Here is a 23946-nt window from a genome sequence, read left to right as displayed (position 1 = left end):
ACCATGCGTTAATGAGAGTATAGAAAGGTAAAGTGAAACTTTAATCAGTGGGAGGTTATTACCCGCTCATTATTAGCCCACACCAATCGGAGTAAAATTAGATAAAGGGGTTGCTCATATGTACTTGAATCCAAAACTTTCGTATATGCAGTTTTTTATGGGATTTCTATTTATTATTACATTCATATTGGCAACTTTTAATATATGTTCTTATCTTGTAGCGATTGTATGTATGGCATTACTCAATCTTACTTTTGTTATTGGGGCATTTCAGCAGAAACAATATACAAGTTTTGTAATAGCACTTGTAATGTCATTTTCCTTTAGTATTGTAGCGATTGTGCTTTATACAAAATAAACCATCTCGGTTTCGAGATGGTTTATTTTTATTGTGTGTAAAAGTAAAAAAAGGACGAACACATCGTCCTTTTTACCAAAACATACTCGCGCCAGCAAGTAATGTTGTTACAAGCATAGAAATTAGCATTACATAAATCATAACTTTTTGAGCTTTTTTATGCATCGTTATACCTCCTTGCAAATCAGTACAATATCATTGTAACGAGAAATGATATTGTGGACAAGGGGAGAGAAATGACAAAATTCGAGAAGTGCGTGTAAAGTATAACAGGAAATTTGTATGTAGGTAGAGAATATATAAAATGATGGAGTATAAGTTTTTTGTTATGCAAGCTGAAGAATGGAGATACGATGATGAAAATATACGAAACAAATCGTTTGCATTTAAGAGAAATTGATGAGTCGTATGCTGAAAAAGTTCTTCAATATTACGACAGAAATCGTGAATTTTTAAAAGCTTGGGAAGAGTATAGACCGGATGATTTTTTTACATTAGATTATCAAAAGAAAAAGTTACAAAAGGATAGAAGAGAGTTCGCAGAAGGTAAAATCATCAGGCTTTGGATTTTTAAAAAGGGTGATGATACGAAAATAATTGGGTGTATTTCATTTAATTTAATTGTTCGTGGAATTTATCAATCCTGTGTACTCAGTTATAAATTAGATAAAGCAGAGTTAAACAAAGGTTATACGACAGAAGCGCTTAGAAAAGCTATTCAAGTTGCTTTTGAAGAATTTCAATTACATCGTATAGAAGCACCTATTATGCCGCGAAACTCAGCATCTATACAAGTAGTGACGAAGATAGGCTTTCAATATGAGGGCGTGTCTAGAAAGATGTTAATGGTTAATGGAGTGTGGGAAGATCATATGCGCTGGGTATTGTTAAATGAGTAATAGAAAGCAGATGGTTATCTAGACATATAAACCGTCTGTTTTTTGTCTTGTATTTCGAAACTTTTGCGAAATTCTGTTATAATTAATAGTGTTACATACATAATGGTAGTGCAGGAGGCGCAGTCTTATGATTAATCAAGAACGTTTAGTAAATGAATTCATGGAATTAGTACAAGTAGATTCTGAAACGAAATTTGAAGCAGAAATTTGCAAAGTATTAACAAAGAAATTTACAGATTTAGGTGTAGAAGTATTTGAAGATGACACAATGGCTGTTACTGGGCATGGTGCAGGTAACTTAATTTGTACATTACCAGCAACAAAAGATGGTGTTGATACAATTTACTTTACTTCTCATATGGATACAGTAGTTCCTGGTAATGGAATTAAGCCTTCTATTAAAGATGGGTATATCGTATCAGATGGTACTACGATTTTAGGTGCGGATGATAAAGCCGGATTAGCATCAATGTTCGAAGCAATCCGTGTTTTAAAAGAAAAAAATATCCCTCATGGTACAATTGAATTTATTATTACAGTTGGAGAAGAATCTGGTCTTGTTGGTGCAAAAGCATTAGATCGTGAGCGCATTACAGCGAAATACGGTTATGCATTAGATAGCGATGGAAAAGTTGGTGAAATCGTTGTTGCAGCTCCAACACAAGCGAAAGTGAATGCAATTATTCGCGGGAAAACAGCTCACGCTGGTGTAGCACCAGAAAAAGGTGTATCTGCAATTACTATCGCAGCGAAAGCAATTGCGAAGATGCCACTTGGCCGTATTGATTCTGAAACAACTGCAAATATTGGACGTTTTGAAGGTGGTACACAAACGAATATCGTTTGCGATCATGTACAAATCTTTGCAGAAGCGCGTTCTTTAATCAATGAAAAAATGGAAGCGCAAGTTGCGAAAATGAAAGAAGCATTTGAAACAACTGCAAAAGAAATGGGTGGTCAAGCAGACGTTGAAGTAAACGTTATGTATCCAGGATTTAAATTTGCTGATGGCGATCACGTTGTAGAAGTTGCAAAACGTGCAGCTGAAAAAATTGGTCGTACACCTTCTCTTCACCAAAGTGGTGGTGGAAGTGATGCAAACGTAATTGCAGGACACGGTATTCCAACAGTTAACTTAGCAGTTGGTTATGAAGAAATTCATACAACAAACGAAAAGATTCCTGTTGAAGAATTAGCGAAAACAGCAGAATTAGTTGTTGCAATCATTGAGGAAGTAGCGAAATAATAAACAAAAAAGTGTGTAAATCAATTGTGATTTACACGCTTTTTATTTTGATTCGATTGCTTTTACAAGGCGGATAAGCCAATACAAGAAAATCCATGGCAGTATGTAAGTTGTTACTACATGTACTAGGCGAGGGAGGAAACCAGCTATGTTCATATCAAAAATAGGAAGAAGTAAATAATTGATTGCGACGATTAGTATAATTACGAGAAACGTATAATTGAGTTTATCAGTTGATTTCATAATAATCACTCCTGGTTACAAATATATCCATTTTATTTAAATTATAGTGATAAACATGATAGAAAAGAACGAGTAATTATTATAATTATTGTGCAAAATTTGATATAATAAAAGAACGAACGTTCTGATTAGGGAGTGAGTACTATGCGAGAAATGTATCCGAAAAAGGGTCGTGTTATTTTACATGTAGATATGAATTGTTTTTTCGCATCTGTTGAAATTGCTCATGACTCATCATTACAAGGAAAGCCGTTAGCGGTTGCTGGAAATGAAAAAGAAAGAAAAGGAATTATCATAACATGTAGTTATGAGGCGAGAGAATATGGAATACGTACAACGATGCCCCTTTGGGAAGCGAAAAGGTTATGTCCGCAATTAGTTGTAAGGCGTCCTAATTTTACATTATATCGCGAAGCTTCATTTCAAATGTTTCAAATCCTTTCCCGTTTTACAGAAAAAATACAACCAGTCTCAATAGATGAAGGGTATTTAGATATTACAGATTGCTACGCACTCGGTTCGCCTCTTGAAATAGCAAAGATGATTCAGCAAGCGTTATTAACAGAGTTACAGCTGCCGTGTAGCATCGGAATTGCTCCAAACCTTTTCCTAGCAAAAACAGCTTCTGATATGAAAAAGCCTCTCGGTATTACCGTGCTTCGAAAACGAGATATTCCAGAAATGATTTGGCCACTTCCGGTTGGGGCGATGCATGGAATTGGAGAAAAAACAGCTGAAAAATTAAATGCTATTCATATACAAACCATTGAGCAGTTAGCAAAAGGAAACGAACATATCATTCGCACTAAAATTGGAAAGCACGGTGTAGATTTACAACAGCGGGCAAAAGGTTTGGATGATAGGGAAGTCGATCCGAGTCAAATGGGACAACATAAAAGCGTTGGTAATTCGATGACTTTTTCAAAGGATATGGATGAAGAGAAAGAATTACTTGATATGTTAGAAAGGCTATCAAAATCAGTGAGTAAAAGATTACAAAAGCGAACTCTTGTCAGCTATAATATTCAAATTATGATTAAATATCATGATAGGCGGACAGTAACGCGGAGTAAGCAACTGAAAAATGCCATTTGGGAAGAACGAGATATTTTTCAAGCAGCCTCTCGTTTATGGAAGCAACATTGGGATGGTGATTCCGTTCGTTTGCTAGGTGTTACAGCTACTGAAATAGAGTGGAAGACAGAATCGGTGAAACAATTAGATTTGTTTTCATTTGAAGAAGATGCGAAAGAAGAACCATTACTTGCTGTCATTGATCAAATTAATGATAAGTATGGAATACCAATTTTACAACGAGGTAGTCAACTACTACGTAAGCAAGAAAAGTCTTTTCAGCAAAAATTAGAAAATAAGTTTATGTAGAAGGTGTCATGAAGCAGTACATATCATGCCCCTTTTTATTATAAAGTTTTTATAGAAAACCAATTATCTCTTTTGCACTACAAGTAAAAGAATTATTTAATAACTCAAGTGAAAAGATAATTTTAGATAAGTTTGATCAAAGAATGTATACAAATTTTGGGACGGAATATGCTGATTTGCTAAATAAGTATAAATAAAAAGCACTGTAACCAGTGCTTTTTATGATAGATTAAGAGATTGTATGATTTTCAAAAATAACAATTTCTGAACTGTTTGTTGTTGAAACACGTTGTGCATAATATGTTAAAGCTGAAGAAATATATGTGGGTAACGAATCATTTGTATGTGTTGTTGTATATTCATGGATTAACTCTTTTAAAGTCGTCCATTCTAACTGTGCTGGGTGATCAGACACGAAAGAACTTACCCAGCGATCAAATGAAGATGAAAAATCAGTTTGTAAACGAAATGCTTCTTTCATAATAAAACGCTCCCTTAACATGTAGTATTATCATTTTAACATAAAACACGAACGTTTGCTAAGTTTTTTGAGTATAACGTTCGTGATATATAGTTGTCTAGATGATTGGTTATGTAAAATCGATTTGCCATTTGAAATAACATTCCGTAAGATGGAAGGTAGATTATATAAAGAGCTGGAGGAAAGAAAGTGGAATTTGTATTTTTAGGAACTGGTGCAGGTGTTCCTTCGAAAGGAAGGAACGTTTCGGCAATTGCTTTGCAATTGTTAGAAGAACGAGGACAGACTTGGTTATTTGATTGTGGCGAGGCGACGCAACATCAAATATTACATACGTCAGTACGTCCACGCCGCATTGAAAAAATATTTATTACGCATTTACATGGTGATCATATTTTTGGATTGCCTGGTTTATTAGGAAGCCGTTCGTTTCAAGGAGGGACTACACCTTTAACAGTGTATGGACCAAAAGGAATTAAACAATTTATTGAAGTGGCATTATCAGTAAGTACGACACATGTAAAATACCCACTTGAAATTGTTGAGATAACAGAAGAAGGTACTGTGTTTGAAGATAATGAATTTCATGTGGAAACGAAAAGATTGTCACATGGTATTGAATGTTTTGGGTATCGTATTTTAGAGAAAGATATACAAGGTGCTCTTTTAGTCGATAAATTGCTGGAGATGGGTGTGAAACCAGGTCCACTCTTTAAACGTTTAAAAGATGGAGAAGTAGTTGAATTAGAAAATGGTACGATACTAAATGGAAAAGATTTTATCGGTCCGCCTCAAAAGGGAAGAATTATTACCATTTTAGGTGATACGAGATATTGTGAAGCGAGTAGAGAGCTGGCACAAGACGCTGACGTACTTGTTCATGAAGCAACTTTTGCGGCAGAAGATGAACAACAAGCGTATGATTATTTTCATTCTACATCTAAGCAAGCTGCAAGTATTGCACTTCAGGCAAATGCAAAACGATTAATATTGACTCATATTAGTTCACGTTATCAAGGAGATACATATAAGGAATTATTGAAAGAGGCAAGAGAGCTATTTTCTAATGCAGAAATAGCTACAGATTTGAAATCATTTCCAGTGGAAAGATAATAATGTTGTGAAAAAATGGTGACGAAAGGTTGCCATTTTTTTATTTCTAAAAAAAATTAAAAATAAAACTGTTATCATTTTATGCTTATATAGGATGAAACAGAAAGTTTTAATGATGTGAAGATATAGGATGAAAATACATAGTATCGATTATTTAGAAAAACTGTTATATAAGTCAGACGACATACGAGTGATACAAATAGCAAAAATGGATTTTTATTCAGAACTTTTAAAATTCAATAAAAGTAAGCGTTTTATTAAAAACAAGCTATAATGAGGACAGATTATAATTTACTGTAGGATACATGTGTTTGAGCCATTTATCATAACAAGTGAAGTTGAATAAATCGTGAGAGAGCAACATGGAAATTATAATAGGAAGGATATTACTATTATTTGTATTAAGTCTTTTTCATTTTTTAGCTTTAAGGCATCATAAGGTATGAAAGCAATGGGCGTTTCACTTGTTTATGCTATGCTTGTAAGGGGTTCTGTGTTAAACTTTGGATTGCTACAAGACTTTACCGTAGATTATCTTATATTATTTTTAAATGAAGGTAATACTAAGTTTTTTATTTAATATTATAACTGGTATTATTTCAGGATATATTGCTTCACTGTTATTCAAAAACAATCCAATTCGTATAGCGGAACAAATTCGTAATACAACTGGAAAAGCAACCGATTTGGTAGCTTAATAGAATAGTAAAAATTTTTTCATAGAGGTTTAGGGGGAGTTATGATGAAGTATCGCTCAGTATTTGATATTATTGGTCCAGTTATGATTGGTCCATCAAGTTCACATACAGCAGGCGCAGCAAGAATGGGGCAAGTTGCTCGCCAGCTGTTTCGTCATGAACCAGAAAGAGTAAGCATTTCATTATATGGATCATTTGCAAAGACGTATCGAGGGCATGGTACGGATGTAGCGTTAATTGGTGGAATATTAGGATTTGAAACAGATGACTTACGTATTCCAGAAGCGCTAGATATAGCAAAAGAGCGCGAAATTGAAGTGGAATTCATTGAAGAGGATGCAAATGCACCTCACCCAAATACAGCGAGAATTCGTTTGTATAAAGGTGAAGAAGAAATTGAAGTTGTAGCTTGCTCAATTGGTGGCGGTAAAATTGAAGTTGTAGAATTAAACGGATTCGATCTTCAATTATCAGGCACGAGTCCAGCACTACTTATTGTAAATAACGATCGCTTCGGTGCTATTGCCGCAGTAGCTTCAATCCTTGCGAAACACGAGATTAACATTAGTACAATGAGTGTTTCTCGTAAAGAAAAAGGAAGAAGAGCGCTGATGGTTATCGAAACAGATGAATTATTAGCAAATGAAGTGATTGAAGAAATAAAAGCGCAACAAAATATTTGTCAAGTAACTATTATGGAATAATTGCAGGGGGGACACACCATGTTTCGGAACGCAGCGGAACTAGTGGCGCAAGCTAAAGAACAAAATGTAAAAATCGCAGAAATTATGATTCAATGTGAAATGGAAACAAGAAATATTTCACGTGAAGAAGTAATTGCTGGTATGGAAAAGAACTTAGTCGTGATGGAGCAAGCAGTAGAACGTGGTATTCGCGGTGTGAAATCACCAACCGGTTTAACTGGCGGAGATGCTGTAAAAGTTCAAGCGTATATGAAGAGCGGAAAAGGCTTATCTGGAGATACGATTTTGGATGCAGTGAGTAAAGCTGTTGCAACAAATGAAGTAAACGCAGCGATGGGGATCATTTGTGCAACACCAACAGCAGGGTCTGCTGGAACAGTGCCAGGTGTATTATTTGCACTAAGAGAAAAATTGCAGCCTACACGTGAAGAAATGATTGAATTCTTATTTACAGCAGGAGCTTTCGGTATGGTTGTTGCGAATAACGCTTGTATTTCTGGTGCAGCGGGAGGATGCCAAGCTGAAGTTGGTTCAGCAAGTGGAATGGCAGCTGCAGCTGCAGTTGAGATGGCTGGTGGAACACAAGATCAAGCAGCTACAGCGATGGCAATTTCATTAAAGAACATGCTTGGTTTAGTATGCGATCCTGTTGCAGGACTTGTAGAAGTACCTTGTGTAAAGCGTAATGCAGCAGGAGCTGCAAATGCGATGATTTCAGCTGATTTAGCATTAGCTGGTGTAACAAGTACCATTCCATGTGATGAAGTAATTGAGGCAATGTTTAGAATCGGACAAACGATGCCAGTAGCACTTCGTGAAACAGCTGAAGGTGGACTTGCAGCAACACCGACTGGTCGCCGTCTGCAAGAAGAGATTTTTGGGAAGACTAATAACTAAAAAAGATACGTTTATAAAAAATGGAGCTCAAGTAAGATTGAGCTCCATTTCTTATTTTTCTTTTGTTAGTTGTTCTAATGTTTTCCCAAGATTATGTGATCGTTGTGTAGCCTGTGTAATACAAGAAATAAGAGCTTGTTGAAATTGGTGTTCTTGTAATACTTCAATGCCTGCTTCGGTCGTTCCACCAGGAGAAGTAATTTCCTTCCGTAAAATAGAAGGATGTTTTTCACTTGCTTTTAGCATTTCAGCAGCACCAATCATCGTCTGAAGAATAAGTGACTTTGCAACATCTTCTTTTAAACCGATTTCTTTTGCGGCTTCTTCCATCGCTTCTACTACGTAATAAATATAAGCAGGTCCACTTCCAGATAATGCAGTGACAGCATGCATATCTTCTTCCTCTACAACAGAGACGAGACCGATCGTTTCAAATAAAGCCATGGCAGTCTGAATATGTTCCGCTGTTGCATGTTTTGAAGGCGAGATAGCGGTAGCTGATTTTAAAATTGCTGCAGATGTATTTGGCATGGCGCGAATAATCGGAACATCTTTTTGAAGTAGCTTTCTAATCGAGTGAGTAGAAACACCTGCTAATAACGAAATAATAAGCAGGTTATTATGTATATATTCTTTAAAAGGGGTAATCGCTTCTGCAACATCCTTTGGTTTCATCGCTAGAAAAAGAATATTTGTATCAGTAAGTAGTTCTTTTTTATTATGTGTACCTTTGACACCGTATTTTTTATGTAGCTCCTGTAACCTTGTCTCGTTAGAACGATTACTTACGGTAATTTGTTCGCCTTTCACAACATTTGCATGTAACAAGCCACCAATAATAGCTTCAGCAATAGAGCCTGCACCGAGAAAGGAAATGTTTTGAATAGACATGATGTTCCTCCTTTAAATTGGGTTAGAAATTCTTATAAATGTACATACATTCGTTTTTTAATAGGAAACACCTCTTTTTATCTGAAAATAATGACAAATATATATAGAAGTTGTAAACTGAAGAAGTATTCATTTTTGAACCGGAAAGAGACAGGGGGGCTAAGCATGACGGCGATTCACCGAATGGAGATTCCTGTGCCATTTGCAGTTGAAACTGTGAATGTGTTTTTAGTTGAGGGGGAGACATTAACATTAATTGATACAGGGACGAATACGGAAGAGGCAAGAAATGCGTTAGAAAATCAGTTAGGTGCATTAGGATATACGATAGAAGATATTGAAACAGTAGTCATTACGCATCATCATGCGGATCATTGTGGGCTTTTAAATATATTTTCTGAGAAAACAAACATTATTGGACACCCATGGAATGAGCCTTGGATTACGCAAAATCCAGAATTTTTAAAGCGGTATCATGAGTTTTTTAGAGAGACAGCTTTGCAATTTGGTGTTCCAGCAGCATTTTTGAAAGATGAGGCGTTATTAACGACAAGAACACTGAAATATTCTTGTAATAGATCGTTAACGCATACTGTGAGAGAGGGAGATCGTATTGATTCCTTACCTGGGTTTACAGTAATCGAAACACCAGGTCATGCTTCCACTCATATTTCATTATATAGAGAATCTGATGGAATATTAATTGGTGGGGATGCTCTCATTAGTCATATTTCCTCGAATCCAATATTAGAACCACCATATGAGGGACAAACAGAAAGGGCACGCCCGTTATTACAATATAATCAAACGTTAAAGCGTTTAAGTGAAATGAATATTTCGCGCATTTTATCAGGACATGGAGAAGATGTTCTAAATGTGAAACAACTTATTGAAACGAGATTACAAAAGCAAGAAACACGTGCATTTAAAGTGCTTGATTTATTAAAGGAAAAACCAATGACAGCATTTGAAGTATGTGTAAAACTATTTCCGGTATTATATAAGGAACAATTGCCACTTACTATTTCAGAAACGGTTGGACAATTAGACTTTTTAGCATATAATCAACAAGTGATGATTGATGAATCTTCGCAACAATTGATTTATTATGCAAAGTAGGTGACAGCAATGACGGGACGTTTACAAAATAAAGTAATCGTCATTACAGGTGCTTCTAGTGGAATTGGAGAGCAAGTTGCAATGCAAGTTGCAGAGCAAGGGGCGACTCCAGTATTAATGGCTAGAACAGAAGAGAAATTAAAAGCGTTAGCAGACAAAATTAAAGAAACTTATAATACGCCTTGCTATTATTATGTATTAGATGTAAGTGAAGAGACGGAGGTACAATCTGTTTTTTCAAAGGTATTACAAGAAGTGGGACGTATTGATATATTAGTAAACAATGCGGGATTTGGTATTTTTAAAACGTTTGAAGATGCATCGATGGATGAAGTAAAAGATATGTTCCAAGTAAATGTATTTGGATTAGTAGCTTGTACGAAAGCGGTACTACCTTATATGGTAAACAGAAACGAAGGACATATTATTAATATTGCTTCACTTGCTGGGAAAATTGCGACTCCAAAATCAAGCGCATATGCAGCGACGAAACATGCCGTATTAGGGTTTACGAATAGTTTACGCATGGAGTTGTCTAGTACGAATGTTTTCGTAACAGCTATTAATCCAGGTCCGATAGATACGAACTTTTTTGAAATAGCTGATCAATCCGGTACATATGTGAAAAATATGGGACGATACATGTTAAAACCAACATATGTAGCAGAACAAATTGTAAAATCAATGAAAACGAAAAAGCGTGAAGTAAACTTACCGAAGTGGATGGGCATGGGTCCGAAACTTTATGCTCTATTCCCAGGTTTATTTGAGCGTGTTGCAGGCAAATCATTAAGCAAAAAATAGGAGATTTCCATATGGAAATCTCCTATTTTTTTATTTTCCAGTCACATAATCGTAAACGATATCCTCAACTGCCTCATATACATCAATTTTAGTATTTGAATGAATTATCGTTTGAATATGTTTAACAAGCATTTCCTGATCCTCATTTGACATAGGATTACATTGATATTGCTGAAAACTTTTTATAATCATTTTCTCAATTAATTTTTCATTCATGTTTTCCCCGCCTGTATGTACGTATGTATTGTTTTATTGTACTTGAAGTGAAATAAAAAAACTACTATGCACTATTTTTGTATAAAAATTCGGTTGTGTATATTATTTTTCTAGTAAAATTAAGTTTTGTAAGTTTATAAAATTAATAAATATTTAATTGACTCTATAAATATACAATATTATAATCATACTTAATTTAAAGAATCGATATGAGGAGGAGCATATGAAAGTCGCGATTATTGGAGCAACTGGGTATGGAGGTATTGAGTTAATTCGGTTATTAGAGCAACATCCATATTTTTCGATAGCATCTCTCCATTCTTTTTCACAAGTTGGCGAGTGTATAACAAATGTATATCCGCATCTTCGAAATATTCTTGTTCATACGTTACAAGAAATTAATGCGGAGGAAATAGAGAAGGAAGCAGAAATTGTATTTTTAGCAACTCCAGCAGGAGTATCAGCAGAGTTAACTCCAAAATTATTAGCAGTAGGTTTAAAAGTAATTGATCTATCTGGAGACTTTCGTATGAAAGATCCTTTGATATATGAACAGTGGTATAAAAGGGCAGCTGCAAAAGAAGAAGTTCTTAGTGAAGCTGTATATGGGTTAAGTGAATGGAAAAAGTCCGAGATTCAAAATACAAATTTAATTGCAAACCCAGGATGTTTTGCTACAGCTTCGTTATTAGCGATATTGCCGTTAGTACGTAGCGGCATGATTAAAGAAGATTCAATTATTATCGATGCAAAATCAGGAGTATCTGGAGCAGGCAAAACACCAACAACGATGACTCACTTTCCAGAGTTATACGATAACTTGCGTATTTATAAAGTAAATGAGCATCAACACGTTCCTGAGATTGAGCAAATGCTTGCAGAGTGGGATAGGGAAACGAAGCCAATCACGTTTAGTACACATTTAATACCGATATCACGAGGGATTATGGTTACACTGTATGCGAAAGTAAAACGAGAAATGGAAATAGAACAACTTCAAAAGTTATATGAAGAAACGTATGAACAATCGGCTTTTATTCGAATTCGCACGCAAGGAGAGTTTCCAAGTCCGAAAGAAGTGAGAGGCTCAAATTATTGTGATATGGGGATAGCTTACGATGAAAGAACAGGAAGAGTGACAGTCGTTTCTGTTATAGACAATATGATGAAAGGTGCGGCTGGGCAAGCGATTCAAAATGCAAATATAGTAGCGGGAATAGAAGAAACAACAGGTTTACAACATATGCCGCTTTATCTATAAGGGGGGACATGATGATTAAAGTAGCGTCTATTATAAAAGTAGAAAATGGTTCGATTGTAACTCCGAAAGGTTTCTCGGCAATTGGTACTGCAATTGGTTTGAAAAAGGAGAAAAAGGATTTAGGAGCAATCGTTTGTGATGTACCGGCATCATGTGCTGCTGTTTATACAACTAATCAAATACAAGCAGCCCCCTTGCAAGTAACGAAAGATAGTATAGCGGCTGAGGAGAAATTACAAGCTATTATCGTCAATAGTGGAAATGCAAATGCTTGTACAGGAATGAAAGGATTACAAGATGCTTACGAGATGCGTGCATTAGCGGCGGAACATTTTGGATTGAAAGAAAATTGCGTTGCAGTAGCTTCGACTGGTGTAATTGGTGTTCCTTTACCGATGGATATAATTCGAAAGGGAGTTGTAACTCTTATACCGACGAAGGAAGAAAGTGAAGCGCGTTCTTTTTCTGAAGCGATTTTAACGACGGATCTTATAACGAAAGAAACTTGCTATGAAATGATTATTGATGGGAAAAAAGTGACGATTGCTGGTGTTGCTAAAGGTTCAGGGATGATTCATCCGAATATGGCAACGATGCTGAGCTTTATTACGACAGACGCTCATATAGAGCATGACGTATTGCAAACGGCATTATCCCAAATAACGAATCATACATTTAATCAAATTACGGTGGATGGAGATACTTCTACGAATGATATGGTCATCGTTATGGCAAGTGGATTATCAGAAACGAGACCAATCAATATGGAACATACAGACTGGGAAGCTTTCGTATTTGCTTTACAGAAGGTATGTGAAGATTTAGCAAAAAAAATTGCACAAGATGGTGAAGGTGCTACGAAGTTAATAGAAGTAAATGTGCTAGGCGCGAAAGCGAGTGAAGAGGCAAAGAAAATTGCAAAGCAAATAATTGGTTCAAGTCTTGTGAAAACCGCAATACACGGTGAAGACCCAAATTGGGGGCGAATTATTAGCAGTATTGGACAAAGTGAAGTAGCGATTAATCCAAATACAATTGATATTACTCTTCAATCTATCGTTGTGCTGAAAAATAGTGAACCTCAAATGTTTTCTGAAGAGGAAATGAAAAAGAAATTACAAGAACATGAAATTATGATTGATGTGTATTTACATTTAGGAGAAGAGACCGGATCAGCTTGGGGCTGTGACTTAAGCTATGAATATGTGAAAATAAACGCTTGTTATCGTACATAAGGAGAGGGAAGATGAGCGATTATATTGTAGTGAAATGCGGCGGTAGTATGCTAGAGCAATTAAATGATGTGTTTTTTGATTGTATAAAGAAATTGCAGCAGAAGTATAAGGTAGTGATTGTCCATGGTGGTGGTCCAGAAATTGATACCAACTTAAAAAATTGTAATATCAAAGTAGAAAAAAGAGATGGATTACGAGTGACACCAAAAGAAGTTATGGATATGGTTCAAATGGTGCTATGCGGGAGTACGAATAAAAAGTTTGTAATGAATTTGCAAAGGCATAATTTACTGGCGGTAGGTTGTTCAGGATGTGACGGCAAATTACTTCAAGTTCAACCTGTCAGCGAGGAGATAGGATATGTGGGAGAAGTAAGCTATGTAGAAACAGCCTTACTAAAAGGATTAATAAATATGAATTATATTCCTGTTATTGCTCCGGTCGGGATTCATGATAATGAGATTTATAACATAAATGCGGATACCGCTGCAGCGGGGATTGCGGCCGCACTATCCGCAAAAGAACTCGTTTTTATTACGGATGTAGATGGGATATTACATGAAGGGAAATTGGTAAAGAAAACAGATGAGTCTGAAATTGCAACTCTTATAGAAAAAGGAGTTATTACAGGCGGGATGATTCCGAAAGTACAGGCGGCACTAGCTTCATTAAAAATGGGAGTGCAAAAGATAAGTATCGTAAATGGTACAAAAGATTTTACTGAAGATACAGGAGAATGTATCGGAACGAAGGTAACGAGAGGAGCGAGTATTGTATGACAAGTCATCTTTTTCAAACATATGGGAGAAGAACTGTTGAGTTTGTAAAGGGAAAGGGAACGGAAGTTATTGATAACAAAGGTAACCAATACTTAGATTTTACATCAGGAATTGGTGTATGTAATTTAGGACATTGTCATCCTACTGTTATGAAAGCTGTACAAGAACAACTTGATAATATATGGCATATATCTAACCTATTTACAAACAGCTTACAAGAAGAAGTCGCGTCATTATTAACAGAAAATATAGCATTAGATTATGTGTTTTTCTGTAATAGCGGAGCAGAGGCGAATGAAGCAGCATTGAAGCTAGCTCGTAAGCATACTGGAAAATCTCTCGTTGTAACATGTCTACAGTCTTTCCACGGTAGAACATTTGGAACGATGAGTGCGACAGGACAAAATAAAGTGAAAGAAGGATTTGGTCCGCTCCTTCCGTCTTTTTTACATACCCCATTTAACGATATAAAAGCGCTCAAGGAAGTAATGAATGAAGAAGTTGCGGCAGTAATGGTAGAAGTTGTTCAAGGAGAGGGAGGAGTTATACCTGCTGATCTATCTTTTTTGCAAGAGATTGAAGCATTATGTAATAAGTTCGGTTCCTTATTTATTATAGATGAAGTACAAACAGGGATCGGAAGAACAGGGACATTATTTGCTTACGAACAAATGGGAATAAATCCTCATATTGTTACTACCGCTAAAGCGCTTGGAAATGGCATTCCAGTTGGAGCGATGATTGGCCGGAAAGAAATTGGAACATCGTTTACTGCAGGATCACACGGTTCAACGTTTGGCGGGAACTATGTTGCAATGGCTGCAGCGAAAGAAGTATTGCAAGTAAGTAAAAGACCATCGTTTTTAAAAGAAGTACAAGAAAAGGGCGAGTACGTATTAGAGAAGTTGCGAGAGGAATTACAACATGTCGAATGTATTCAAAATATACGTGGTAAGGGGCTTATGATTGGGATTGAGTGTAAGCATGAAGTTACAAGTTTTATAGAAGAACTAGAAAAAGAGGGACTTCTCGTATTACAAGCAGGGCCAAATGTTATAAGACTATTACCGCCACTTATTGTAACGAATGAAGAGTTAGAACAGGCAGTATATATGATAAAAAAAGTAGTTTGTACAAAAAACGTATCAATCATATAAGGGGGAAATTTCATGTCAACTGTACAAGTACCGAAATTAAATACGAAAGATCTTTTAACACTAGAAGAATTAACGAAAGAAGAAATCATTTCTTTAATTGAGTTCGCTATATATTTAAAAAAGAATAAGCAGGAGCCTTTATTACAAGGCAAAATATTAGGGCTTATTTTTGACAAACATTCAACTCGTACGCGCGTATCTTTTGAAGCGGGAATGGTACAGCTCGGGGGACATGGCATGTTTCTAAGTGGGAAAGAGATGCAAATGGGAAGAGGAGAAACCGTTTCAGATACTGCGAAAGTATTATCGCAGTATATTGATGGGATTATGATACGTACATTCTCACACGCGGATGTAGAAGAGCTTGCAAAAGAATCGAGCATACCTGTAATTAACGGTTTAACGGATGATCATCATCCTTGTCAGGCATTGGCAGACCTAATGACAATATATGAAGAAACAAATACATTTAAAGGAATAAAATTGGCTTACATAGGTGACGGAAATAATGTATGTCATTCATTGTTGTTAGCGAGTGCGAAAGTTGGAATGCATATGACTGTTGCAACGCCTGTAGGGTATGAACCGAATGAAGAGATTGTAAAAAAAGCATTAGCGATTGCCAAGGAAACAGGAGCTGAAATTGAAATTTTGCATAACCCTGAATTAGCGGTGAATGAAGCAGATTTCATTTATACTGACGTTTGGATGAGCATGGGGCAAGAGGGAGAAGAAGAGAAATATACTTTATTTCAACCATACCAAATTAATAAAGAACTTGTTAAGCATGCGAAGCAAACATATCGTTTCTTACACTGCTTACCTGCCCATCGTGAAGAAGAAGTAACAGGCGAAATTATAGATGGACCACAGTCTATTGTCTTTGAGCAAGCTGGTAATCGATTGCATGCGCAAAAAGCATTATTAGTAAGTTTATTTAAAAATGTAGAAGAGCCTTCCTAAAAGGGAGGTTTTTTTATGTTGAAATGTCGGATGTATATTTAGTTAATTATTTCTATATCATTTATAATAAAAAGAGAAAACTAATTTTATTTTTCATATGATGTAAGGGCATACTAGGTATAAAAATATAGTTAAAGAGATGATGAGGGTGAAAACAACTAAGAAAACATATTCGTTTTTTCAGCGGATGTGGAGAATATTAAAGTTTCAATATTATAAGTTGCTTCGATCACCAGAAGGAGCAAAGAAAGTATCGTTAGGTTTTGCGATTGGTTTTGGTTTAGAGATGTTGGTTATATATACGGCATCGCTCGTCTATTTAATCTTTTATCCAATCGTTCGATTAGCAAAGGGATCTTTTCCTGCTGCAGTTATTGGCAATATTATTGGGAAAATATCGTTTCTCCCAGTAGTTTTATTTCCGCTTGCCTATGCGCTAGGGAAAATGATTTATCCATTTCATGTACAAAAAATACATCATGAACCCTTTACGATATCGGACTTGTTTTCAAGTCACATTTTTACGATATTAAAGAGTTTATTACAGAGTGAAGTGTATGTATTAATTGGAATGACGATTTTAGGAGTTGTATTTGGTGTAGTTTCATATTTCGTTGTGCATTATTTATATGAAAAGAACCGTAAGTTACGCCTGAAAAATAGAAAGAAACGAGTGAGAGAACCACTCATGCAAATATAAAGAGTGTCACATTCATTTTCTCCTTTGAATATGTTTAAGAAAAAGGGGGAGAGAATGAATGTATTATTATTACGTACCGCAAGTATATCCATATGTAAATTATCATCCGGTTTATGATATGAACAGACAATACGAATTATATCGACAACAACAATTACAGCAATTACCACAAATACCATCACAACAACCTACACAAGATCAAAAACCATATTTAACGACATGGCCATATTCAAATGTATACTATGGTAATTATTACGAATCATAAAGCTGCTTCTATTTAGAAGCAGCTTTATGCGTTGGTTTTCAAAATTAAATTTTGAATGGTTTGAAGAGAGTGAATGAGCTTTTCACGCTCTTCCTCAGATAATGTTTGGAAATTTTCTTTTAATTTGTCTAAAATGAATTGTTGATACTGATTTACTAACAATTTCCCTTCACTTGTTAGGGAAATTAAAATGACCCGTCGATCTTTTTCGCTATAATGACGCTCTATTAGTTCTTCTTGAATCAGTTTGTTTAATAGAGGTGTCATGTTAGGCCTTGAAATCGCTAGCCGCTTGCCGATTTCGGAAACTGCTAATGTGCCATTTTCATGCAGAAGCAGTAATACTTGTGTATGTGATGGCGGCATATGTCTTTGAGAAGAAAATTCTCCAGGAAGCATAAATTTGCGATAAAAAAGAGGCACTAGCGAAAGAAGATGATCAACAATACGTTCCCACTCGCGTGATTCCATATAAAGGCCCCCTTCCACTCTCATTGTAACAAAAAAGACATGTTATAAAAATAGAATTGTTTCATGGAAATTTTAATATTTGTAGGCCAGCACTTTTTTTGTAAATGAATCGGCAATAATCGTATAGCCTTTATCATTTGGGTGTACTTGGTCAAAGAGTAATTCTTTTTTATCATTTGATATTAATTTACGAATTGGTAAAACGATCGATGGTTGATTTACTTTTGAAATGGAATAAACGGATTCGTTCCAGCCATCTAAAAACATATCTGCATAACTTGCGATGGAGTCATCGAGCTGTAACGGGTTATAGAGTTCAGAAAGAATGAGTAAAGCGTCCGGATTTTGATCTCGAACTGTCTTTACAATATTTTTTACATCCGCTTCAAAGTGAGCTTTTTCTTTATTTAACATTTTAATACCATCTATAACACCGACATCACGATTTAAGCGAAATAAATTATTTCCCCCAATATTAATTGTAATTATATTTGCTGCTCTAATTTTTTGCTTTACATCTTCTGATTGAACTTTTTTAGCGAGACGGTCTGTTGTAAGACCGTTTATCCCAAGGTTTTCTACAGTAATTGGTTTATGAATTTGTGCTTCTATTTGTTTAGAGGCTAATTCAGCAAATCCACCTTGTGTCGATCCATATCCTTTGGCGAGCGAATCACCTAGTACGAGATGATAAAAGGAATCGTTTGTTTGCTTATCAATCCAACTTGGAGTAGATGTTTTTTCTGTTTTTTCTTCGGGTTCATTTTGTTTTGTCTCATCGTTCTTTTCAAAATAAGAATAAGAAATGATTAGAAGGAGGAGACAAACAATTGTTAAGATGACTTTTTTCATAAATTCATCCTCCTTGTAATTGGTAATTGTATCATATTCAGCAGTATTAACAATGTAAGGGCATATTATATGTTTATGAAAAGTTTACAATAACTTTACAGAAAATTTGTAGAAGTATGTCAAAAAATATTGACGATATGAAAGAACATTATATATGATAATGTCAGATAAGGTAAAATTCTACATAGTGGGAGCTTTATCTCACGTTAATTGCTAGTCTTCATCAATGAATCGTTTAGGGGGACTACTCGTTAGCGCAGGGTGAAATGAAAATCGTGTATCTAATAGAAGAAAAAAGGTATGTGGTTAGAGACGAATAGAAATTCATTTCATTATTCTTTGGTAATTGTATAAGGGGGATTTTTTGTGAAAAAGTCAAAAAAAATGCTAGCTGGAGCAACTCTTGCTATTGGTGTAATAGCACCACAAGTATTGCCAACAATAGCTCATGCGGATGAGAAAGCTGGGGAGAGTACAGTTAACTTACGAATTCTAGAAACATCAGATATTCACGTTAACTTAATGAATTATGATTATTATCAAACGAAAACAGATAATAAAGTAGGTCTCGTGCAAACGGCAACACTTGTTAATAAAGCACGTGAAGAAGCGAAGAACTCTGTCCTATTTGATGATGGGGATGCATTACAAGGGACACCGCTTGGAGATTATGTAGCTAATAAAATAAACGATCCGAAAAATTCTGTGGATCCTAGTTATACACATCCATTATATCGTTTAATGAATTTAATGAAGTATGACGTCATCTCTCTTGGAAATCATGAATTTAACTACGGTTTAGATTATTTAAACAAAGTGATTAGTAAAACAAAGTTCCCGGTTATTAACTCGAACGTCTATAAAGATGATAAAGATAATAATGAAGAGAACGACCAAAATTACTTTAAACCATATCATGTTTTTGAAAAAGAAGTAGAAGATGAATCAGGACAAAAACAGAAGGTGAAAATTGGGGTAATGGGATTTGTTCCACCTCAAGTTATGAACTGGGATAAAGCAAATTTAGAAGGAAAAGTTAAAGCAAAAGATATAGTTGAAACGGCGAAGAAAATGGTGCCAAAAATGAAAGCAGAAGGTGCAGATGTTATCGTTGCACTAGCGCATTCCGGTGTTGATAAGAGTGGATACAACGTTGGCATGGAAAACGCGTCGTATTACTTAACAGAGGTTCCTGGTGTAGATGCAGTATTAATGGGACATTCACATACTGAAGTGAAGGACGTATTTAATGGTGTTCCAGTTGTAATGCCTGGTGTCTTTGGAAGTAACCTAGGTATTATTGATATGCAATTGAAAAAGGTAAACGGAAAATGGGAAGTGCAAAAAGAGCAATCGAAGCCGCAACTTCGTCCGATTGCTGATAGTAAAGGAAACCCACTAGTAAAATCCGATGAAAAATTAGTTAATGAAATTAAAGATGATCATCAAGCGACAATTGATTATGTGAATACAGCTGTAGGAAAAACGACAGCGCCAATTAATAGTTATTTCTCATTAGTACAAGATGATCCTTCTGTACAACTTGTGACAAATGCACAAAAATGGTATGTAGAAAAGTTATTTGCTGAAAATGGACAGTATAGCAAATATAAAGGAATTCCAGTTTTATCTGCGGGCGCACCATTTAAAGCAGGTGGCCGAAACGGTGCTACATATTATACGGATATTCCAGCTGGAACGTTAGCAATTAAAAACGTTGCAGATTTATATGTATATCCAAATACGTTATATGCTGTAAAAGTAAATGGGGCACAAGTGAAAGAATGGCTTGAAATGTCTGCAGGTCAGTTTAATCAAATTGATCCAAAGAAAACAGAAGAACAGCCGTTAGTAAATATAGGCTATCCTACATATAACTTCGATATTTTAGATGGCTTAAAATACGAAATTGATGTAACACAACCGGCGAAATATGATAAAGATGGAAAAGTTGTAAATGCAAATACGAATCGTATTATAAATATGACATATGAAGGTAAGCCAGTAGCTGACAATCAAGAGTTCATCGTCGCTACAAATAACTATCGTGGAAGTAGTCAAACGTTCCCAGGTGTAAGTAAAGGGGAAGTTGTATACCAATCCCAAGATGAAACACGTCAAATCATTGTGAAGTATATGCAAGAAACACCAGTTATTGATCCGGCAGCAGATAAAAATTGGACATTTAAACCAATTGTTGCAGATAAATTAAATACAACATTTGATTCTTCACCAAATGCACAAAAGTATATAAAGAAAGATGGGAAAATATCATATGTTGGACCATCTGAAAATGAATTTGCTAAATATGCAATTGATATAACGAAGAAGAACGATGATGATAAGGAAACTGGTGGAGAGAATCCAACAACACCGCCAACAGGTGAAGGAAATAATGGAGGAAATCCAACAACACCGCCAACAGGTGAAGGAAATAATGGAGGAAATCCAACGACACCACCAACAGGTGAAGGAAATAATGGAGGGAATCCAACGACACCACCAACAGGTGAAGGAAATAATGGAGGGAATCCAACGACACCACCAACAGATGAAGGTAATAATGCAGGATCTGGACAAACTACAACGGATAATCAAAACTCAAAAGAAACAACAACTGTAAGTGAAAATAAAGAAGAACGTGATTTACCGAAAACAGGTACAAGTGTTGCTTCTACAATTGGAGCAGGCTTGGCGTTTGTTGGAGCGGGATTACTTCTGTTATTTAGAAGAAAGAAAGCAAATAGATAGTCGAGAAATATAAAAAAAGGATTACCGATTCAGGTAATCCTTTTTTTATATTATGACATTGTAACTGCTTTTTCTTTCTTCCATGAAAGTCCAAATCCAGTAAAGCCGACGATAATTGTTAAGACCGGGCACGCTAAACAGAAAATTGCGAATGGAAGGTAATCAAATGTCGGAACGCCAAGGACGTTCGATAAGAATACACCACTTACACCCCATGGTACGAGCGGGTTAATAACTGTACCAGCATCTTCTAATACGCGTGATAAATTGCGACGTTCTAAACCAACTTCATCGTATTTTTTAGCAAATGCTTGTCCTGTTAAAACGATGGATAAGTACTGCTCACCAAGTAAGAAGTTTACACCAATTGCAGTTGAAGCAGTAGAAATAATTAAGCGTGTGCTATTTTTTACGAAGCTAGAGATGATATTCATTAGCTGCGTGATAATACCCATTCCTTGTAATAACCCTCCCATACAAAGAGCTAGGAAAATAAGGGCAATCGACATCATCATGCTTTGTAGACCACCACGAGATAGTAAGCTATCAATGTCTTTAATACCAGTTTTAGAAACGTAGCCGTCTTGCATGATTTTCATTAAATCAGCTAAAGAAGTGCTAGGTTTAAAAATAAAGAGAATAATAATTCCTACCACAATTCCTGCAAGTAATGTTGGAACGGCTGGAACCTTTTTAAATGCGAATAGGAACAGTAATAAAATTGGAATAAGTGTAACGATAGAAATCGTTGCATTTTTTTCTAATGTGCTAATAAAGTTAGTGAAGTCAACGTCTCCACTAGTACCGCCTCCTAAAATGAAAAATGCGATAAAAGCAATAATGAAAGCTGGAACTGTTGTCCAAAGCATGTTACGAATATGCTCAAATAAATCTACACCCGTAACAGCAGGAGCTAAGTTAGTTGTATCAGATAAAGGAGACATTTTATCTCCAAAGAATGCACCAGAAATAATTGCACCAGCGATTAGAGCCGGGTCGTATCCGAGAGCGCTACCCATGCCCATAAAGGCAAGTCCTACAGTTGCGGCAGTTGTAAAGGCACTACCGATACTTGTTCCAACAATTGCACAAACAACAAAAACAGTCGGAACGAAAATCTTTGGAGATACAAGCTGGAAGCCGTACACCATTAAAGTTGGAATTGTTCCAGCAGCGATCCAAACACTAATTAATACGCCTACAAGTAAGAAAATAAAAATAGATGGAATACCAGCTGAAATACTACTGATCATCCCTTTTTCCATAGTAGACCAAGAGATTTTTTTCATAAATCCAAATGCTAATAAAAGAACGATACCAAATAAAATTGGGATGTGTGGTGAAACTTCTAATTGAATAACACTAAAGCCAATACAGAAAAAGATAAATAATGTTAAAAGAACAGATTCAATTTTTGAAACCATTGTTTTCCCCTCCTAAGTAATCTAAAATAGCTCTTTTTTATATAAAATTCGCCAAAATTGTCTATTTCCTTCTAAAATTTAGAATTTTGTGACAAATTACCGGTAATTGTTGATCCTTCAATATGATACGGAAATGATTGGATAAAAAAACGTCCCTGCATATAATTATGCAGGGACGAAGAAATCGCGGTACCACCCTAGCTTGTGAAATGAATGTATCACAAAATAAAGGGTCGTATGATATGCGCTAATAAAATAAAAACGCCCCTGCAATATATGCAGGGACGAAAAATTCGCGGTACCACCCTAAATTGTGAAACAGTTTCGTTTCACCACTCTTTAGATATAACGGTCTATAACCGTCTTTCACTACTCCTTACGTTTCGCAAAAGAAGCTCCAGGGGGTAATTCATAATTCGCTCTGTACTGGTTCGCACCGACCACCAGCTCTCTGAAATCAGAAATCGAAATACTACTAAATCCTATCAATGCCGATTCATATGATGTTAGTTAAATTTTTAACATATATTCATCATACATGTCAATAAAAATGTGTAATATTTTTTTAGGGAAATAAAGGTTAAATGTTTTTAATGTTCTAAATTTGTACGTTATAATGAATTTGAAAGGGGAGGAAAGAGTGAAGAAAAAAATAATTCTTTTTACCACCTTACTAGTCATTGGCGGAAGTGCTGGAATTTACACAGCTTTTGCAGCTGAATCAGAGCAGGCGAAGCAAAAGCAAATCCAGCAATCAGAAGTGAAAAAAGTGAAAGAAGCGGAAGAGAAGAAGTCGATGGAAAAAACAGCTGTGAAACTAGGAGTTTCTACTGATGGGAAAACAAAAGAAGAAATTACGAAAGAAGTAGATAAGGCTAGATTTGAGCAGCGTCATGATTTATTAATTGAGCATGCTAAACAACTTGGCATTGATACAGAAGGCAAAAAAGATGAAGAGATTATTTTAGAAATCGGAAAGATACAACACGGAAAGTAGAACAACTTATCGTATGATAAGTTGTTCTTTTTTAAGAAC

26 protein-coding genes, 1 pseudogene and 1 other annotated feature are annotated in these 23946 nt (G+C 35.7%); of the genes and pseudogenes, 19 read left to right on the top strand and 8 right to left on the bottom strand.

The window, feature by feature from the left end; translation table 11 throughout:
• Positions 1-118 precede the first annotated feature (118 nt).
• Positions 119-358 carry a DUF3894 domain-containing protein gene (locus tag DN390_RS11315; protein WP_060632208.1) on the top strand — a complete coding sequence of 80 codons (240 nt, stop codon included), beginning with the start codon at positions 119-121 and terminating at the stop codon, positions 356-358.
• 72 nt (positions 359-430) lie between these two features.
• Here DN390_RS11315 and prli42 read toward each other — a convergent pair whose 3' ends face one another.
• Positions 431-523, bottom strand: a complete 93-nt coding sequence (prli42, locus tag DN390_RS30610; protein WP_000549038.1) for a stressosome-associated protein Prli42 — start codon at positions 521-523, stop codon at positions 431-433.
• A 188-nt stretch (positions 524-711) separates the two neighbouring features.
• Here prli42 and DN390_RS11310 point away from each other — a divergent pair, with 188 nt between their 5' ends.
• Positions 712-1257, top strand: coding sequence for a GNAT family N-acetyltransferase (locus DN390_RS11310; RefSeq protein ID WP_060632207.1), 546 nt, complete (start codon positions 712-714; stop codon positions 1255-1257).
• Positions 1258-1384: 127 nt separating this feature from the next.
• Positions 1385-2503: a tripeptidase T gene (locus DN390_RS11305; protein ID WP_000609810.1), complete on the top strand. Its 1119-nt coding sequence runs from the start codon at positions 1385-1387 to the stop codon at positions 2501-2503.
• A gap of 42 nt (positions 2504-2545) precedes the next feature.
• On the opposite strand, the gene DN390_RS11300 is transcribed toward DN390_RS11305, so the two are convergent.
• Entirely contained in the window at positions 2546-2746 is a 201-nt protein-coding gene (locus DN390_RS11300) for a hypothetical protein (protein WP_000842873.1), read from the bottom strand.
• 144 nt (positions 2747-2890) lie between these two features.
• Here DN390_RS11300 and DN390_RS11295 point away from each other — a divergent pair, with 144 nt between their 5' ends.
• Positions 2891-4129, top strand: coding sequence for a DNA polymerase IV (locus tag DN390_RS11295; RefSeq protein WP_097950617.1), 1239 nt, complete (start codon positions 2891-2893; stop codon positions 4127-4129).
• 50 nt (positions 4130-4179) lie between these two features.
• Positions 4180-4326: pseudogene (locus DN390_RS31605) on the top strand (DNA polymerase IV); the annotation flags it as partial.
• Positions 4327-4358: 32 nt separating this feature from the next.
• Here the strand turns inward: DN390_RS31605 and DN390_RS11285 are convergent.
• Complete coding sequence (locus DN390_RS11285; protein ID WP_097950618.1) at positions 4359-4610, bottom strand: DUF3932 family protein; 252 nt, start codon at positions 4608-4610, stop codon at positions 4359-4361.
• Between the two features lie 189 nt (positions 4611-4799).
• On the opposite strand from DN390_RS11285, the gene rnz reads away from it, so the two are divergent.
• From rnz to sdaAA, 3 genes are all read left to right on the top strand, one after another.
• Positions 4800-5723 carry a ribonuclease Z gene (gene rnz, locus DN390_RS11280; protein WP_097950619.1) on the top strand — a complete coding sequence of 308 codons (924 nt, stop codon included), beginning with the start codon at positions 4800-4802 and terminating at the stop codon, positions 5721-5723.
• Between the two features lie 742 nt (positions 5724-6465).
• Positions 6466-7125, top strand: coding sequence for an L-serine ammonia-lyase, iron-sulfur-dependent subunit beta (gene sdaAB / locus DN390_RS11270; RefSeq protein ID WP_060632200.1), 660 nt, complete (start codon positions 6466-6468; stop codon positions 7123-7125).
• Positions 7126-7143: 18 nt separating this feature from the next.
• Positions 7144-8022 carry an L-serine ammonia-lyase, iron-sulfur-dependent, subunit alpha gene (gene sdaAA / locus DN390_RS11265; RefSeq protein WP_000489453.1) on the top strand — a complete coding sequence of 293 codons (879 nt, stop codon included), beginning with the start codon at positions 7144-7146 and terminating at the stop codon, positions 8020-8022.
• A 51-nt stretch (positions 8023-8073) separates the two neighbouring features.
• On the opposite strand, the gene proI is transcribed toward sdaAA, so the two are convergent.
• On the bottom strand, positions 8074-8913 hold the full coding sequence (proI, locus tag DN390_RS11260; RefSeq protein ID WP_060632199.1) for a pyrroline-5-carboxylate reductase ProI: 840 nt from the start codon (positions 8911-8913) through the stop codon (positions 8074-8076).
• A 165-nt stretch (positions 8914-9078) separates the two neighbouring features.
• Here proI and DN390_RS11255 point away from each other — a divergent pair, with 165 nt between their 5' ends.
• A complete protein-coding gene (locus DN390_RS11255; protein ID WP_147807357.1) occupies positions 9079-10032 on the top strand; it encodes an MBL fold metallo-hydrolase in 954 nt (317 codons plus the stop codon).
• Positions 10033-10041: 9 nt separating this feature from the next.
• Complete coding sequence (locus DN390_RS11250) at positions 10042-10836, top strand: SDR family oxidoreductase (protein WP_060632197.1); 795 nt, start codon at positions 10042-10044, stop codon at positions 10834-10836.
• Between the two features lie 30 nt (positions 10837-10866).
• Here the strand turns inward: DN390_RS11250 and DN390_RS11245 are convergent, their stop codons facing one another.
• On the bottom strand, positions 10867-11052 hold the full coding sequence (locus DN390_RS11245; protein ID WP_046197857.1) for a YqzH family protein: 186 nt from the start codon (positions 11050-11052) through the stop codon (positions 10867-10869).
• A gap of 223 nt (positions 11053-11275) precedes the next feature.
• Here DN390_RS11245 and argC point away from each other — a divergent pair, with 223 nt between their 5' ends.
• The 7 genes from argC (at position 11276) to DN390_RS11210 (ending at position 17412) form a co-directional block, all read left to right on the top strand.
• A complete protein-coding gene (argC, locus tag DN390_RS11240; protein ID WP_147807356.1) occupies positions 11276-12313 on the top strand; it encodes an N-acetyl-gamma-glutamyl-phosphate reductase in 1038 nt (345 codons plus the stop codon).
• Between the two features lie 11 nt (positions 12314-12324).
• Positions 12325-13548 carry a bifunctional glutamate N-acetyltransferase/amino-acid acetyltransferase ArgJ gene (gene argJ / locus DN390_RS11235; protein ID WP_147807355.1) on the top strand — a complete coding sequence of 408 codons (1224 nt, stop codon included), beginning with the start codon at positions 12325-12327 and terminating at the stop codon, positions 13546-13548.
• Between the two features lie 11 nt (positions 13549-13559).
• A complete protein-coding gene (argB, locus tag DN390_RS11230; RefSeq protein ID WP_147807354.1) occupies positions 13560-14327 on the top strand; it encodes an acetylglutamate kinase in 768 nt (255 codons plus the stop codon).
• The gene (gene argD, locus DN390_RS11225; protein ID WP_098289021.1) at positions 14324-15484 is read left to right on the top strand and encodes an acetylornithine transaminase; all 1161 of its coding nucleotides are present in this window, start codon (positions 14324-14326) and stop codon (positions 15482-15484) included. Before argB ends, argD begins: the two co-directional genes overlap by 4 nt.
• A 12-nt stretch (positions 15485-15496) precedes the next feature.
• Positions 15497-16447, top strand: coding sequence for an ornithine carbamoyltransferase (gene argF, locus DN390_RS11220; protein WP_147807353.1), 951 nt, complete (start codon positions 15497-15499; stop codon positions 16445-16447).
• A 139-nt stretch (positions 16448-16586) separates the two neighbouring features.
• Positions 16587-17147: a DUF2062 domain-containing protein gene (locus DN390_RS11215; RefSeq protein WP_002028428.1), complete on the top strand. Its 561-nt coding sequence runs from the start codon at positions 16587-16589 to the stop codon at positions 17145-17147.
• Between the two features lie 58 nt (positions 17148-17205).
• Positions 17206-17412 carry a hypothetical protein gene (locus DN390_RS11210; RefSeq protein WP_060632192.1) on the top strand — a complete coding sequence of 69 codons (207 nt, stop codon included), beginning with the start codon at positions 17206-17208 and terminating at the stop codon, positions 17410-17412.
• Between the two features lie 24 nt (positions 17413-17436).
• Here DN390_RS11210 and DN390_RS11205 read toward each other — a convergent pair whose 3' ends face one another.
• Both DN390_RS11205 and DN390_RS11200 read right to left on the bottom strand, forming a co-directional pair.
• Complete coding sequence (locus DN390_RS11205; RefSeq protein ID WP_060632191.1) at positions 17437-17883, bottom strand: MarR family winged helix-turn-helix transcriptional regulator; 447 nt, start codon at positions 17881-17883, stop codon at positions 17437-17439.
• 72 nt (positions 17884-17955) lie between these two features.
• On the bottom strand, positions 17956-18735 hold the full coding sequence (locus DN390_RS11200; protein ID WP_098264618.1) for a GDSL-type esterase/lipase family protein: 780 nt from the start codon (positions 18733-18735) through the stop codon (positions 17956-17958).
• A 366-nt stretch (positions 18736-19101) separates the two neighbouring features.
• Between DN390_RS11200 and cpdB the strand changes: the two genes are divergently transcribed.
• A complete protein-coding gene (cpdB, locus tag DN390_RS11195) occupies positions 19102-21486 on the top strand; it encodes a bifunctional 2',3'-cyclic-nucleotide 2'-phosphodiesterase/3'-nucleotidase (RefSeq protein WP_147807352.1) in 2385 nt (794 codons plus the stop codon).
• Between the two features lie 50 nt (positions 21487-21536).
• Here cpdB and nhaC read toward each other — a convergent pair whose 3' ends face one another.
• Entirely contained in the window at positions 21537-22910 is a 1374-nt protein-coding gene (gene nhaC / locus DN390_RS11190; RefSeq protein WP_147807351.1) for a Na+/H+ antiporter NhaC, read from the bottom strand.
• A 277-nt stretch (positions 22911-23187) separates the two neighbouring features.
• Positions 23188-23408, bottom strand: a binding site (T-box leader).
• A gap of 142 nt (positions 23409-23550) precedes the next feature.
• Between nhaC and DN390_RS11185 the strand changes: the two genes are divergently transcribed.
• Entirely contained in the window at positions 23551-23907 is a 357-nt protein-coding gene (locus tag DN390_RS11185) for a hypothetical protein (RefSeq protein ID WP_147807350.1), read from the top strand.
• Positions 23908-23946: the final 39 nt, after the last annotated feature.

This window comes from Bacillus sp. SH7-1, assembly GCF_008042405.1.
Lineage (GTDB): Bacteria > Bacillota > Bacilli > Bacillales > Bacillaceae_G > Bacillus_A > Bacillus_A thuringiensis_N.
The sequence above is the reverse complement of the archived record's forward strand: the minus strand, read 5'-3'. Positions and strand labels throughout refer to the sequence as shown.